15 protein-coding genes are annotated in these 14,568 nt (G+C 38.0%); 9 read left to right on the top strand and 6 right to left on the bottom strand.

Features of this window, described 5'->3' with window-relative positions:
• Positions 1 to 806 (top strand): transketolase C-terminal domain-containing protein (locus A0F92_RS09620; protein WP_317038891.1); only part of this gene is annotated, 806 nt, incomplete at its 5' end.
• A gap of 47 nt (positions 807 to 853) precedes the next feature.
• Here A0F92_RS09620 and A0F92_RS09625 read toward each other — a convergent pair.
• Positions 854 to 1,264 (bottom strand): 6-pyruvoyl trahydropterin synthase family protein, encoded by a 411-nt coding sequence (locus tag A0F92_RS09625; RefSeq protein ID WP_068244948.1) that lies wholly within the window; start codon positions 1,262 to 1,264, stop codon positions 854 to 856.
• 71 nt (positions 1,265 to 1,335) lie between these two features.
• The gene (locus tag A0F92_RS09630) at positions 1,336 to 2,541 is read right to left on the bottom strand and encodes an alkaline phosphatase family protein (protein ID WP_253810331.1); all 1,206 of its coding nucleotides are present in this window, start codon (positions 2,539 to 2,541) and stop codon (positions 1,336 to 1,338) included.
• A gap of 219 nt (positions 2,542 to 2,760) precedes the next feature.
• On the opposite strand from A0F92_RS09630, the gene mqnB reads away from it, so the two are divergent.
• Positions 2,761 to 3,417, top strand: a complete 657-nt coding sequence (gene mqnB, locus A0F92_RS09635) for a futalosine hydrolase (RefSeq protein ID WP_068244956.1) — start codon at positions 2,761 to 2,763, stop codon at positions 3,415 to 3,417.
• Between the two features lie 41 nt (positions 3,418 to 3,458).
• Positions 3,459 to 4,301, top strand: a complete 843-nt coding sequence (locus tag A0F92_RS09640; protein ID WP_068244959.1) for a 1,4-dihydroxy-6-naphthoate synthase — start codon at positions 3,459 to 3,461, stop codon at positions 4,299 to 4,301.
• Between the two features lie 14 nt (positions 4,302 to 4,315).
• Here A0F92_RS09640 and A0F92_RS09645 read toward each other — a convergent pair whose 3' ends face one another.
• Positions 4,316 to 5,632, bottom strand: coding sequence for a cryptochrome/photolyase family protein (locus tag A0F92_RS09645; protein ID WP_068244962.1), 1,317 nt, complete (start codon positions 5,630 to 5,632; stop codon positions 4,316 to 4,318).
• Positions 5,633 to 5,675: 43 nt separating this feature from the next.
• Positions 5,676 to 6,530: an aminotransferase class IV gene (locus A0F92_RS09650; RefSeq protein WP_068244965.1), complete on the bottom strand. Its 855-nt coding sequence runs from the start codon at positions 6,528 to 6,530 to the stop codon at positions 5,676 to 5,678.
• 51 nt (positions 6,531 to 6,581) lie between these two features.
• On the opposite strand from A0F92_RS09650, the gene A0F92_RS09655 reads away from it, so the two are divergent.
• The 5 genes from A0F92_RS09655 to A0F92_RS09675 all read left to right on the top strand — a co-directional run bounded on the left by A0F92_RS09655 (position 6,582) and on the right by A0F92_RS09675 (position 12,813).
• The gene (locus A0F92_RS09655; protein ID WP_068244971.1) at positions 6,582 to 7,691 is read left to right on the top strand and encodes a Nif3-like dinuclear metal center hexameric protein; all 1,110 of its coding nucleotides are present in this window, start codon (positions 6,582 to 6,584) and stop codon (positions 7,689 to 7,691) included.
• Between the two features lie 118 nt (positions 7,692 to 7,809).
• Positions 7,810 to 8,565, top strand: a complete 756-nt coding sequence (locus A0F92_RS09660) for a zinc ribbon domain-containing protein (RefSeq protein WP_068245028.1) — start codon at positions 7,810 to 7,812, stop codon at positions 8,563 to 8,565.
• Positions 8,566 to 8,676: 111 nt separating this feature from the next.
• Positions 8,677 to 10,161, top strand: coding sequence for a tetratricopeptide repeat protein (locus A0F92_RS09665; RefSeq protein ID WP_068244975.1), 1,485 nt, complete (start codon positions 8,677 to 8,679; stop codon positions 10,159 to 10,161).
• Positions 10,162 to 10,232: 71 nt separating this feature from the next.
• Entirely contained in the window at positions 10,233 to 11,888 is a 1,656-nt protein-coding gene (gene recN / locus A0F92_RS09670) for a DNA repair protein RecN (protein WP_068244979.1), read from the top strand.
• 109 nt (positions 11,889 to 11,997) lie between these two features.
• Positions 11,998 to 12,813, top strand: coding sequence for an enoyl-ACP reductase FabI (locus A0F92_RS09675; RefSeq protein ID WP_068244981.1), 816 nt, complete (start codon positions 11,998 to 12,000; stop codon positions 12,811 to 12,813).
• Between the two features lie 113 nt (positions 12,814 to 12,926).
• Here A0F92_RS09675 and A0F92_RS09680 read toward each other — a convergent pair whose 3' ends face one another.
• Complete coding sequence (locus A0F92_RS09680; RefSeq protein ID WP_068244984.1) at positions 12,927 to 13,148, bottom strand: DUF2795 domain-containing protein; 222 nt, start codon at positions 13,146 to 13,148, stop codon at positions 12,927 to 12,929.
• Positions 13,149 to 13,196: 48 nt separating this feature from the next.
• Here A0F92_RS09680 and A0F92_RS09685 point away from each other — a divergent pair, with 48 nt between their 5' ends.
• Positions 13,197 to 13,943, top strand: a complete 747-nt coding sequence (locus tag A0F92_RS09685; RefSeq protein WP_317038892.1) for an ABC transporter ATP-binding protein — start codon at positions 13,197 to 13,199, stop codon at positions 13,941 to 13,943.
• A 17-nt stretch (positions 13,944 to 13,960) separates the two neighbouring features.
• Here A0F92_RS09685 and A0F92_RS09690 read toward each other — a convergent pair whose 3' ends face one another.
• Positions 13,961 to 14,536, bottom strand: coding sequence for a cob(I)yrinic acid a,c-diamide adenosyltransferase (locus tag A0F92_RS09690; RefSeq protein ID WP_068244990.1), 576 nt, complete (start codon positions 14,534 to 14,536; stop codon positions 13,961 to 13,963).
• Between the last annotated feature and the right edge of the window lie 32 nt (positions 14,537 to 14,568).

Genomic DNA, 14,568 nt, shown 5'->3' on the forward strand with positions numbered 1-14,568 from the left:
GCGAACAACATGCCGCTACACTCAGTGCAGGACTTGCAACACAAGGTATGCGGGTGTATTGCAATATTTATTCATCATTCATGCAAAGGGCATACGATCAGGTGGTGCATGATATTGCCATTCAAAAATTGCCGGTAGTGCTTTGTTTAGACAGAGCCGGACTGGTAGGCGAAGATGGCCCTACCCATCATGGTTGTTATGATATTCCGTATTTCCGTTGTATTCCCAACATGGTTATCAGTGCCCCCATGAATGAACAGGAATTGCGCAACTTAATGTACACCGCACAATTGCCTTCTACACAAATGCCATTTGTAATACGATACCCAAGGGGCGAAGGTGTAATGCCCAACTGGAAAACACCATTTGAAGCGATTACTATTGGAAAAGGAAGAAAATTAAAAGATGGAAAAGAGCTTGCCATACTTTCAATTGGCCATCCGGGTAATTTTGTTCAGGCTGCTATACGCCAGTTAAGAACAGAAGGTATTGACCCTGCACATTATGATTTACGTTTTGTAAAACCAATTGATGAAGCTTTACTGCACGAAGTTTTTCAACGCTACAATAAAATAATAACTGTTGAAGATGGCGCCATTACAGGCGGTTTTGGTAGCGCCGTATTAGAATTTATGGCCGACCATCAGTATCAGGCAACAATTGTTCGATTGGGAATACCCGACAGATTAGTTGAACATGGAACTTTAAAAGAGTTGCACAAAGAGTGTGGTTACGATGCAGAAGGTATAGCCATTGCTGCACGAAATTTGTTGCACGAAAAAGTATCTGTAAGTGTAATGCAATAATTCAAACCGAAATGTGCAGCATCATACCTTTGCCTGCAATTCCGCTATTAATCACCAAAATATTCTACATATATTCTGGCGGTTTCATACAATTTAATGCAATGCAATTGTACGATATCCGGTAAATAAGGAGCCAATTGCTGCCAAATGGCAACAGCCAAATTTTCGGTGCTGCACATTTTTCCCTGCATAAAATCTACATCCAAATTCAGATTTTTATGATCTAATTTATCAATCACCCGGGTTTTAATTAACTGACTTAGCTTTTTAACATCATACAAAAAACCGGTATCAGGGTCGGGCATGCCTTTAATGGTTACATATAAATCGTAGTTATGCCCATGCCAGTTTTCATTGGCACAAAGGCCAAATACTTGTTCATTCTTTTCTCTGCTCCAGTTGGGATTGTAGAGTTTATGTGCTGCATTAAAATGCTCCTGACGGGTTAAATATACCATTCTACACCATTATTTACCGGCAAAGGTAATATTTGCAAGGTTATATTTCAACCGGGTGGCGCCAACAGACTTTATTCTGAATACTTAGTTGATTGCGCAAAATACCATGTATTTACCGTATTATGTATTCCTTCAATCACTACTTTATAAAAATTGCTGTGTGGTTGTTGCAGTGGAATTGAAAAAACCTGTTGCTTATTGGAAATAGTTCCTGCAAAATGATAAGTATCCACATCCCCGGAATTAAAATAATTAGTGGTTGTCCAATAAATTTTAACGGGTTCATGGGCAGAAAATGATTGCCAATGCACCACCAATGAATCGTTTTGCAGCATTACCGAAGGGTGCGCAACCGAAACCGGACCCAGCATTGGCACACCATCCAATTCATATTGCATGGCAGTGGGAATAGGCACCTCCATAAAACGAGCAATGGTTGGAAAAATATCTACCACAGCAGGTTCATCCTTTTTGGCATATTTATTCAATTGCTTCGTATTCATTACCATCCAGGTCGTTCTTTCTCTTTCTGACTGCCCACCATGGTTTCGTCCGGTTTGTGCATCACGGCCATGATCGGTCGTTAAAATCAGCAACCACTTATCATTAAAATGTTTTTCCCGATATAGAATAGCCTGCCAAATTTTACCCATTTGGGTATCTAAATATGATACGGCCTGTTTAAATATATCGCCGGTGCCATGCATATGCCCCATATCATCTGTATATTCCAGATATACCCATGAAGCATCCGGACCTGAGCTACGTATAACACTGTCTGCTTTCGCCACAACGGTTTCATCAATCAAATGCATGTAATGATGGGCAGCATCATGCGGAAACTGCTTTGTATCTAATTCATATCCATCAAAATGAATATCGACCTTAAAATTGCCTGCAGCCGGTAATTCATCACCCAATAATTTGGTTCTATTATCTAACCAACTGGAAAATACGGCTACTATTTTTTCGGGATTTTGATCCTTGAGGAAACGCAATATATTGAGATAATGATAATTAGGATTTTTAATACCATTGGTAAATACATTGTGTTTGTAAGCCCAGGTGCCTGTTAATAAATTATTGTAGCCCGGTGCTGAAATAGTAGGCATTTGCGAATAAGTATTGGGAATACCACCTGTAAAAGAACGAATATACGTACCTGCCTGAATAATGGAATCAATAGCAGGTTTAGTAACCGACTCCATTACATCGGCCGGTATGCCATCTGCAATTACAAACAATACTTTAGGCTGTTTCTGTTGTGCAAAAAGCATGGAATTTATTGAACATAGCAGAAAGAACAAACAACTGATTTTACTTATTTTCATAACAAAGAATAATAGCTAAAATTCACGATTAAAGAGGAAACAGCTTTGTTATTTAATTGTAAACAAACAAGTTGTAACCGGTTTACAAACTTTAATTTTACAATCTGTATACCGTTTTGTCACAGATAAACGTGAAATGAAATTTAAACACTAAAAAAAATTTGCATGAAGATTTGGATAACAGCAGCCACCCCTTTTGAAATACGAATGGCAAAAGAAACTTTACAAAATAAACAGTATCAAAATATTGCAGCGCTGCATTTTGTAACAACCGGTGTGGGTATGCTTTTATCTGCCGTGCAATTAACCAAACTGGTTTTAACAGAGCAGCCGGATTTTATTATTCAGGCCGGTATTGCAGGTACCTTTCACTCCAACCTACCATCTGCAGAAATAGTAGTCGTAAAAAAAGAAATTTTAGGCGATACCGGTGTAATGGAACAGAACCAATGGAAAGATATGTTTGATTTGGGATTGATATCCGGAAATATCCCTCCCTTTGAAAATGGATGCATCCCCAATCCTAATTTAAAACAATGGAATATTACTGCATTACCGGAGGTTAGCGGCATTTCGGTGAACGAAATTTCAACACAACCGCAATATATTGCACAGATGAACAGCAAATATGCACCTGATATAGAAACCATGGAAGGGGCAGCTTTGCATTATGTTGCCGGCACTTTTAATATTCCTTATCTGCAAATCAGAGCCATTTCGAATATTGTAGGAGAAAGAGATAAACAAAAATGGGCCATACAAGAAGCATTAGAAACATTGAATAAATCACTAATACATTATATTGAGGCTTTAGATAAATAAAGTTTTGAATGTACTAACTGAATAAAAAAGAATTGTACACCATGAAATACACATTTGGATTTTCGCCCTGCCCCAACGATACATTTATTTTTGATGCATTGGTGAATCATAAAATTGATACAAAGGGAATTGAATTTGATGTAATATTAGAAGATGTAGAAACATTAAATAGATGGGCTATTGAAAAAAAATTAGACTTTTCGAAAATTAGTTATGGTGTGCTACCTGCGGTTTCGCCTTACTACTGGTTGCTGCAAAGCGGTGGTGCATTGGGAAAGGGAGTAGGACCATTGTTAATTAGTTTACCCGGTAATAATGCCATCCAAACGCATCCTGAAACAGCCACAGTAGCTATTCCCGGCGAAAACACCACTGCACATCTTTTGTTTTCATTAGCTTACCCTACTATTAGCAATAAAAAAATGATGGTTTTTCATGAAATAGAAACAGCAGTATTAACCGGCAAAGTAGATGCAGGTGTTATTATTCATGAAAACAGATTTACTTATCAGAAAAAAGGTTTAATAAAGCTAAAAGATCTGGGCGAATATTGGGAAAGCGCAACTGGAGCTCCCATCCCTTTAGGAGGTATTATTGCCAAAAGAACTTTGCCAACAGCATTGCTATTGCAGATAGATGCATTGATACAGGAAAGTGTGGCATATGCCTATCAAAAACACCATCAAACACTGGCTGATTTTGTACAACAACATGCGCAGGAAATGCAACCCCACATCATGCGCCAGCATATTGATTTGTATGTAAATGATTATTCATTTGCTTTGGGTACAAACGGGAAAAAAGCTGTTGCAACTTTATTAAAAATATATGCTGATATGCACCATAGCGCTATGCCATTGCTGCAGGATGTATGCATTGCATAATTTCATACAATTAGCTACTCCTTTTTATATTTTAGTACCGCACCATAAACTTGCAATGCCCGTTCACGGGCCATTTCGTGCTGCACAATTGGAGCCGGATATTCAAAACTATTCAGCTCCGGTATCCACTTATTGATATACGCTAAATTTTTATCGAACTTTTCGGTTTGCAAAGCAGGATTAAATATTCTGAAATAAGGTGCTGCATCGCAACCACTGCCTGCCGCCCACTGCCATCCGCCGTTATTGGCAGCAAAATCATAATCCAATAGCTTTTCTGCAAAATAAGCTTCACCCCAACGCCAGTCAATCAGCAAATGCTTGGTTAAAAAAGAAGCTACAATCATTCTAACCCGGTTATGCATATAACCGGTGGCATTTAGTTCACGCATACCCGCGTCTACAATAGGATAACCGGTTTTACCGGCACACCATTTTTCAAATGCTGCTTCATTATTGCTCCATTCAATTTGATCATAAATGGGCTTAAAAGCCTTCCCTGTCCTAACATGCGGAAAATGGTATAAAATGGAATGATAAAAATCGCGCCATATCAATTCATTTAAAAAAACCTCATTCAGTTGCTGTGCTTTTGCAGCCAGCATACGAATACTGATGGTGCCAAAGCGCAAATGAATGCCCAGCCTGGAAGTGCCATTTACAGCCGGAAAATTGCGTTGCAGATTATATTTTGCTATCAGGCCCTCATTGAGTTGTTGCGATGGAATGGGTATATCTGCTGCATGGAATCCCATTTCCGCTAAAGTAGGTATGGTATGTTCGGCCGACTGAAAAAAACGAGTCATATCCCGGCCCGATGGGTAAGATTTTAAATGAAAAGATTGCAATAATGCTTTCCACTTTCGGCTGTATGGAGTAAAAACAGTATAAGGCTTTCCATCTTCTTTCACCACTTCACTCCCATCAAAAATTATCTGATCTTTAAAAGAATGAAATGCAGCACCTTCCTGGCGCAGAAAATTGGCAATGCCGGCATCCCTTTCAATAGCATATTGTTCGTAATCTGTATTGGTATACACCGATTGTATGCTAAAATTTTCAGACAATTGTTGAAACACCTGTAACGGTGAGCCGTAGTACACCCACATGCCACTGCCATTGCGCATCAACTGCCGGTGCATGTTTGTGATTACTGAATGTATAAACTGCACCCTTGCATCATTTCTGTTGGTAAGTTTATCTAAAATATGGGTATCAAATATAAACAGAGGTATAACGGGATGGGGCTGACGAAACGCATGATATAACGCTGCATTATCTTCAAAACGCAAATCCCTTCTAAACCACATAATAGCTACTTCCTGTTTCATAATAACAATATTGAACGATTCAACAAGCAGCCATACAAATTGTTTAAATAGCCCAGACAGGCGCTATAAATTTTTTGTACAGTAATGGAGCTGTTTGTGTTTTATAATGTACATTATCCACTTCCTTTACCCATTTAATACCGTAGATGGCATTGGTAAAAAACACCTCAGAAGCGTTGCGTACATCATCTGGCGAAATGGTTGTTTCTTCTACAGGAATATTGTCAGCACGCAGGCATTTCAATAAATATTTCCGCATAATACCACCTATGCACCCCTCGGTAATGGCAGGCGTTTTAATAATGCCATCCTGAATAATAAATACATTGGCAATGGTTGCATCTGCAACATTGCCTTGCGCATTCAATACCAATGCATCATTCAACTTTTTTTCCTTAGCCCAATAAGCGGCCATGGCATAACACAAATAATTATTGCTTTTTATATGTGAGTAGGCATCATTAATTTTTCTTGCATCGGTATATATGCCGGTAACAAGTCCATTTTCATTCAGTTGATTATTGGCACTGTTCAAATCCCAGGACTGTATCACATAGTTAGGAAAATCATTTTCAGGATCATATAAACCACCCTCACCACGGGCAATGGTAATACGAATACGTGCGGCTTTTTTATGATGATTTTTTTTTACTAATTCTATAATCTGTTCATGAAAAGCATCGGTTATAAAGTAATTGGGGCGATTAAAATGCAATTGCTGCAGCGATACAAATAATCTTTCTAAATGCATAGCCTGCAGGCATATTTTGCCATTCAGCATTTTTAGTGTTTCAAAACAGCCATCGCCATATCTAAATGAACGATTGCTTACAGAAATTACTGATTTTTCGTTTTTATACAATTTTCCATTGTAATTAAAGTAGCCGTCCGGTTGCATATCCTAAATTTAGTTTAGTTTTATTTTGCCGCTTAATTAATACTTTTTTTTATGAAAATAGGAGAAATTACACAAACGTTAGAAGATTTTGCAGCACCGGCTTATCAGGAATCTTACGACAATGCCGGATTATTGGTTGGAAATTCTGCAGAGGAGTGCACCGGTGTACTTTGTACGTTAGATGTAACCGAAGCAGTAATTCAGGAAGCACATGACCGGAAATGCAACTTAGTGGTAGCCCATCATCCCATTATTTTTAAGGGTTTACAAAAAATTACCGGCTCTAATTATGTAGAGCGAACCATTATAAAAGCCATTCAGCAAAATATTGCTATTTATGCCATACACACCAATTTAGACAATGTAATTAACGGTGTAAATGGTATACTGGCCACCAAATTGGGTTTAACAAATACTCAAATTTTATTACCCAAACCCAATACATTGAACAAATTGTACACTTTTGTACCCAAAGCCTATGCTGAAAAAATAAAAAACGCCCTATTTGAAGCCGGAGCCGGCAATATTGGTGCATACAGCGAATGCAGTTTTAGTACCGGGGGAACGGGAACTTTTAAAGCAGGCACAGGAACCACTCCATTTGTAGGCAATATTGGTGAAAGGCATTTAGAACCGGAAGAAAAAATTGAAGTAATTTTTCCGGCTGTACTACAACCCGCTATTATGGAAGCATTATGGAAAGCGCATCCTTATGAAGAAGTAGCTTATGATGTGGTTCCTTTGCTCAATCATTTTAATCAGGTAGGCAGTGGCATTATAGGCAGTTTACCCCATCCGGTTGAAGAAACTGCATTTTTAGAAAAAATAAAGCATTTATTGAAGGTGCCTGTAATAAAACATACCCGATTATTGGGAAAACCCATTCAAAAAGTGGCTATTTGTGGCGGAGCAGGCAGCTTTTTAACCCAACGGGCAATTGCTGCTAGTGCCGATATATTTATTACTGCCGATGTAAAATACCACGATTTTTTTGAAGCCAACAACGCTATTATTATAGCCGATGTGGGCCATTGGGAAAGTGAGCAATTTACAATTGATTTATTGGAGGCGGTTTTACAAACCAAATTCCCTACCTTTGCCGTCCTTAAAAGTAAGGTAAGTACCAATCCTATACAATATTTTTATAAAAGTTTTTTATAAAACGTATCGCTGCCAAGCCAACCGAACGATGAACGGAATGCGACGCAACGAAAGCAACATGGGGGTTGATACAGCCGGTACCATAAAACTATTAAACACAAAAAACACAATACAAAATATGGCAACAGCTAAAGAATTTTCTGTAGAAGAAAAACTGGTAGGCCTTATTAAGCTGCAAAAAATTGACAGCAAATTAGATGAATTTGAAATTTTGAAAGGCGAATTACCCATTGAAGTGAGTGATTTGGAAGATGAAATTGCCGGCATTTTAAGCAGAAAAAACAGGATTGAAGAAGAAATTAATGGCATTTCTGAATTTATTGAACAAAAGAAACTGGCTATCACCGAAAGTGAGGCCATGATTAAAAAGTACGAGAAACAAAGCGATAATGTAAAAAACAGTCGCGAATTTGAGGCCATCTCTAAAGAAATTGAAATGCAGCAGCTTGAAATTAAGCTGTGCGAAAAAAATATCAGGGATGCCAACGAAGAATTGGCCAATAAAGCAAAAGCTTTGGATGCTGCAAAAAAACAAATTGCAACCAAAGAGGGTATTTTAACCCACAAAAAGGGCGAGCTGGAAAAAATTATTGTTGAAACAGAAAAAGAAGAAAAACATTTTAAAAAGCTGAGCGAAGAAGCCCGTAAAGAAATTGATGAACGCTTGTTATACAGCTATGATCGTATTCGCAAAAACTACCGTAATGGACTTGCTGTAGTTCCGGTTGAAAGAGATGCCTGTGGTGGTTGTTACAATGCCATACCCCCGCAACGCCAAAGCGAAATACGCATGCACAAAAAAGTAATTGTATGCGAAAACTGCGGCAGAATTTTAGTAGATGCCGACTTGAACGATTCGGTTGTAGCAAAATAAAATATCTTAACTTTTTTATATCACAAAACAGGGGCTTTACTAAAGCTCCTGTTTTATTTTGCACCATATTGTGGTATTTTGAATACATTGTTTTAAAAGCATTTATCACCAATGAAATTAGCAACCGCCATCCTTTTATTGTTGTTTTCCTTCAACACAAATGCACAAAAGGTATTTGATTTTTCAAGCTCCTGCCAGCAGGCATATACCGAAGTAATGCAATTGCAAATAGGAAAAGGCTTTCGCTATATTGAAGAAAGCAAACAAGCCAATCCGCAGAATTTAATTCCCGTTTATATTGAAAGTTACATCGATTTTTTTACCCTTTTTTTAAATGAAGATCCACAGGAATATGCCCAAAAAAAGGAACTATTCGATGAAAGAATTGGCCTAATGCAAACAGGCAATAAAAAATCGCCCTGGTTTTTATATACACAAAGTGTAATTTATTTACAAAAAGCAGCAGTTGCCATAAAATTTGGAGAAACCTGGACCGCAGGCTGGGCATTTAGAAAATCGTTCCTGCTCATTAAAGAAAACAAGAAAAAATTTCCCGATTTTTTACCCAATCAACTTATTTACGGGGCATTAGAAGCCGCAGTGGGTACCATTCCCAAAAACTATAAATGGCTGGCTTCGCTGTTAGGCTTGCGCGGCTCAATAAAAGATGGAATGTTACAGGTAAAAACTTTTGCTTTCAGCAACAATGCCTGGGCACAACTGATGCGAACGGAAGGCGCATTTATTTATGGATATTTGAATTTTTATTTAGAAAATCAAAAATTAGAAACCGTTCAATTCTTAAGATCGGGACGTTTTGATTTGGTGAACAATCATTTATTGGCCTATATGGCAGCTAATTTGGGTAAAAATGATAAACAGACAGAATTTGCCAAAAGCATTATTTTAAACCGCAGCAAAGCATCGGGCTATTTAGAAACACCGGTTTGGCATTTGGAGTTGGGATACGATTTATTGAATCACTTACAATTAAATGATGCAGTCAGGGAATTTAATTTATTCCTGCAACAGTTTAAAGGAAAATTTTATGTAAAAGACACCTACCGCCGCTTAAGCTGGTGTTATTTTTTAATGGGGAATTTGCCTGCGGCAGAAAATGCCCGAAAACAAATTATGAGCAAAGGCAGCACCATGGCCGATGCAGATAAGGAAGCACAAAAAGAAGCACAAAACAAAAAATGGCCCAATGCATTGTTACTGAAAGCAAGACTATTGGATGATGGCGGCTACAGAACAGAAGCATTGCAACTGTTAAGGAGTACCCATGTTGATAATTATACAAACATAACCGATCAGTTAGAATTTACCTATAGAATGGGTAGAATTTACGATGGATTGAATGACAATGCCAAAGCCATTGAATTTTACCGGAAAGCCTATCAGTTGGGCAAAGACAGAACAGAATATTATGCTGCAAGGGCTGCATTACAGGCAGGGATGATTTATGAAAGAACCGGAAATAAAAATGAAGCAGTTGCTTATTACAATCTTTGCCTGAATTTAGGAGAGCATGATTATAAAAGTTCATTGGACCAGCGTGCTAAAAGCGGCATTGCACGTTGTACCGGACAGTAAGCATGTTTTTACTCATTTTATTCTTTTAATTTGCATTCAATCGCTTTGTCATTATTTTTATTGCCAGTACCATGTTACAAAAACTATACATACAGAATTATGTAATTATTGATGAGGTATCCATTCAGTTTAGCCATAAACTCAACATTATTACCGGGGAAACAGGAGCCGGTAAAAGTATACTGATGGGTGCTTTAAACCTTATTTTGGGCGAGAGAGCCGATACAGCCGTACTGATTAACCCTGAAAAAAAATGTATTATTGAAGGTGTTTTTTTAACCGAAAACAGAAAAGCAGTTACCGCATTCTTAAAAGAGAGTGAACTGGATATAGAACCTTCTCTGCTAATTAGAAGAGAAATTACGCCGAATGGCAAATCAAGGGCATTCATTAACGATACACCCGTTAGCTTACTGCAACTAAAAACACTGGGCAATTTACTGGTTGATTTGCATCAGCAATTTGATACGTTAGATTTAGCAAAAGCCGATTTCCAACGGCAGGTTATTGACGCATTGGCAAAGCAAGGTGAGCCATTAAAAAAGTACCAGTCTGTTTACAAAGCATGGAAAGATGCCCTTCAAGAATTAACTGCACTTCAACAACAAAAAACAGCCTTTGAAAAAGTGGCAGACTATAACCAATTTTTACTAGATGAATTAACTGCCCTGCAACTGGTACCTAATGAGTTGGAAAATTTAGATCAGGAATTGAAATTACTGAGCAACAGTGAAGGCATTAAAGCCACTTTAACCGGCATTGTTTATCCACTGATAGAAAGCGAGCAACCCATGGTGCAGCAACTGAAACAAATGTTACAACAGTTGCAGGCATACCAATCCATGCACCCGGATATTCCTGCAATTATTGAACGATTGAACGCCGCACATATTGAGCTAAAAGATATTGCTACAGAAATTGACCATATTAATCAGCATATTTTATTTGATGCAGAACGAATTGCAGAAATTGAAGAACGACTGGCTGCAGGATATAAATTACTGAAAAAACACAATGTACAAACCACAGAAGCCCTGCTTTCCATTCAACAACAACTAAGCAAGCAGTTAGAAAAAGTTTTATCAATCGATGATAACATTGAACAATTGATAAAGAAAGCTGCATCCTTGCAGCAACAGGCAAATGAACTGGCAACTAGTATTTCAACCGAAAGACATAAACAAATTCAGCCTTTTGAGCAAAAGGTAAACAAGTTATTGCACCAGGTGGGTATGCCCAATGCCCGCATTAAAGTAAGTATGCAAACCATTAACTTGTGGGAGTATGGTTTAGACAATATAGAGTTTTTGTTCGATGCCAACCAAACCAACCGCTTTGAACCGATAAAAAAAGTAGCCAGTGGCGGCGAGCTAAGCCGACTCATGCTTTGCATCAAATCGCTCATTGCACAATACATTGATTTGCCCACACTAATTTTTGATGAAATAGATACCGGCATTAGTGGCGAAGCTGCGAAACAAGTGGGTATCATTATGAAAAACTTATCAGCAAACAGACAAATTATTTGTATTACGCATCAACCTCAAATGGCCGGTAAAGCCGATGCACATTTTTTTGTGTATAAAGAAAATAGCAATAACACCACCAAAACCAATATTCGTTTACTAAGCCGGGAAGAAAGAGTAATGGCTATTGCACAAATGCTGGGCGGCGAAAAACCGGGTGCGGCAGCAGTAGAAACTGCAAAAGAAATGATGCACTCTTGAAATTGGCATGAATTGTAAACAAACCATCAAAGTTGTATCTGTTTCTTGCATTAAATCTTTATGTTTGAGGTTTCATAAACCATTTTTTTACAGCTGAAAAAATTTATGTATGGCATACAACTTATTAAAAGGCAAACGAGGTATTATTTCCGGGGCTTTAGATGAAAATTCAATTGCCTGGAAAGTAGCAGAAAAAGCACATGAAGAAGGTGCAACATTTGTATTAACCAATGCACCAATTGCCATGCGTATGGGGCAAATTAATGCACTGGCAGAAAAAACCGGCTCTCTCATTATTCCTGCAGATGCCACGAATGTTGAAGAGTTAACCCATTTATTTACGCAGGGTCAGGAAGTTTTGGGCGGTAAAATAGATTTTCTTTTACATTCCATTGGTATGAGCGTGAATATCAGAAAAAATATTCCCTACACAGAATTGAATTATGATTACTTTTTAAAAGGTATAGATGTTTCTGCATTATCATTACACAAAATGCTGGCCGTTGCTAAAAAATTAGATGCCATTAACGAATGGGGAAGTGTGGTGGCTTTAACTTATGCAGCAGCACAACGCACTTATCCTTTTTATACAGATATGGCAGATATTAAAGCTATGTTAGAATCTATTGCAAGAAGTTTTGGCTACCATTATGGCGTAACAAAAAAAGTACGCATCAATACCGTTTCTCAATCTCCTACTAAAACAACTGCTGGTACCGGAATTAAAGGCTTTGGCGACTTTTTTGATTATGCCAATGCCATTGCCCCATTAGGCAATGCCACTGCTGAAGATTGTGCCAATTATTGCATTACGTTGTTTTCAGATTTAACCCGTATGGTTACCATGCAAAATCTTTTTCATGATGGCGGCTACTCCTCTACCGGTGTTAGCAATACCATTATGGAAAAAATGGGATTGGAATAAAAGTCACTTCAAAATATTGCAATTAAAAGCCGGATTTTCACCGGTTTTTTTTATTGTACAGGCACAAAAAAACCACCCATAAATGGTGGCTAATATAATGGAAGGTGGTTTCGTTAATACTCATCCTCATTAAACATAAAATCCTCCTGACTTGGGTAATCGGGCCAAATATCTTCAATACTTTCATAAACCTCCCCCTCGTCATCTAATTCCTGCAAATTTTCAACCACCTCAATGGGTGCACCACTACGGATAGAGTAATCTATTAACTCATCTTTAGTAGCGGGCCAGGGTGCTTCTTCCAGATAACTTGCTAGTTCTAATGTCCAGAACATATTTAAAAATTTTGTGCAAAAGTAACCGTATCTGCGAAACTACCAAAAATGGCTTTTCAGGTATTTGTAAATTATTTTGAAAAAATAGGTAAAAAGCAGGAATCTATTGTAAGTTTATGGCCTAATACCTTTGTAAAATTTATGTTAAGTGCCCGCAATATTGTTAAAAAATACAACCGTTTAGAAGTTTTAAAAGGCTTAAATGTGCAAATTGAACAGGGCGAAATTGTATCAATTGTAGGTTCTTCCGGAGCCGGCAAAAGTACCTTACTGCATATTTTAGGTACTTTGGATGAGGCAGACGGCGGCGAAATTATGCTGAACAACCAACCCATTCATCAGTTAAAAGGTAAAAAATTAGCAGATTTTAGAAACAATCATATTGGGTTTGTATTTCAGTTTCACCATTTATTACCTGAATTTACAGCATTGGAAAATGTATGCGTACCGGGTTGGATTGCCCAAAGAGGGAAAAAAGAATTACAATTGCACGCCACTGAGCTGCTCACCCTACTGGGATTGGCCGATAGATTACATAATAAACCTCAGGAATTAAGCGGCGGAGAACAACAAAGGGTTGCAGTGGCAAGGGCGCTCATTAACCGGCCCGTTATTATTTTTGCCGACGAACCCACCGGCAATTTGGATAGTGCCAATGCCAAAGATTTACACGATTTATTTTTAAGATTGCAGCAGGAATTAGGTCACACTTTTTTAATTGTTACCCATAATGAGGAACTTGCTGCATTAAGCAACCGGGTTTTACACATGAAAGACGGGCTAATTGTTTCCTGAAACAACTACTGAAATTACTACTGAATACGGGGCTTCCAGGCAATTTCTGCTATTTGCAGTTTGTGTCCAATGCAACGGGCTATAACAAATAAATAATCACTCAACCGGTTTAAATATTGAATTACCAAAGGATCTACAAACAAATTGTTGGCTTGCATAGCCACACACAAACGTTCGGCTCTGCGGCAAACACAACGGGTAATATGCGCGGTTGAAACGGCAGTATGCCCACCCGGTAAAATAAAATGCTTCATCACCGGCAAATCGGCCTGCATGGCATCAATATGATGTTCTAACCACTCCACGTCGCCTTTATTTAAATCGGGAATTTTCATTAAAGGTGCTTTTTTAGGATCGCAGGCTAAAGCAGATCCAATGGTAAATAACCTGTCCTGAATTTCTTTTAAATCAGCACACAATGGCTGTAAAACAGGAAATGGAGCAATTGAGTCGCTTAGGAAACCAATAAATGAATTCAATTCATCTACCGTACCATAACTTTCAATACGAATATGATTTTTTGCAACTTTTGTTCCACCAATTAAGCTGGTGTTGCCGGCATCTCCGGTTTTTGTATAGATTTTTAGGGCCATATTGTACAATATCAATCAAAAAATATTACAAA

Source organism: Hydrotalea flava, from assembly GCF_001623405.1.
In the GTDB taxonomy this organism is placed as follows: Bacteria; Bacteroidota; Bacteroidia; order Chitinophagales; family Chitinophagaceae; genus Hydrotalea; species Hydrotalea flava.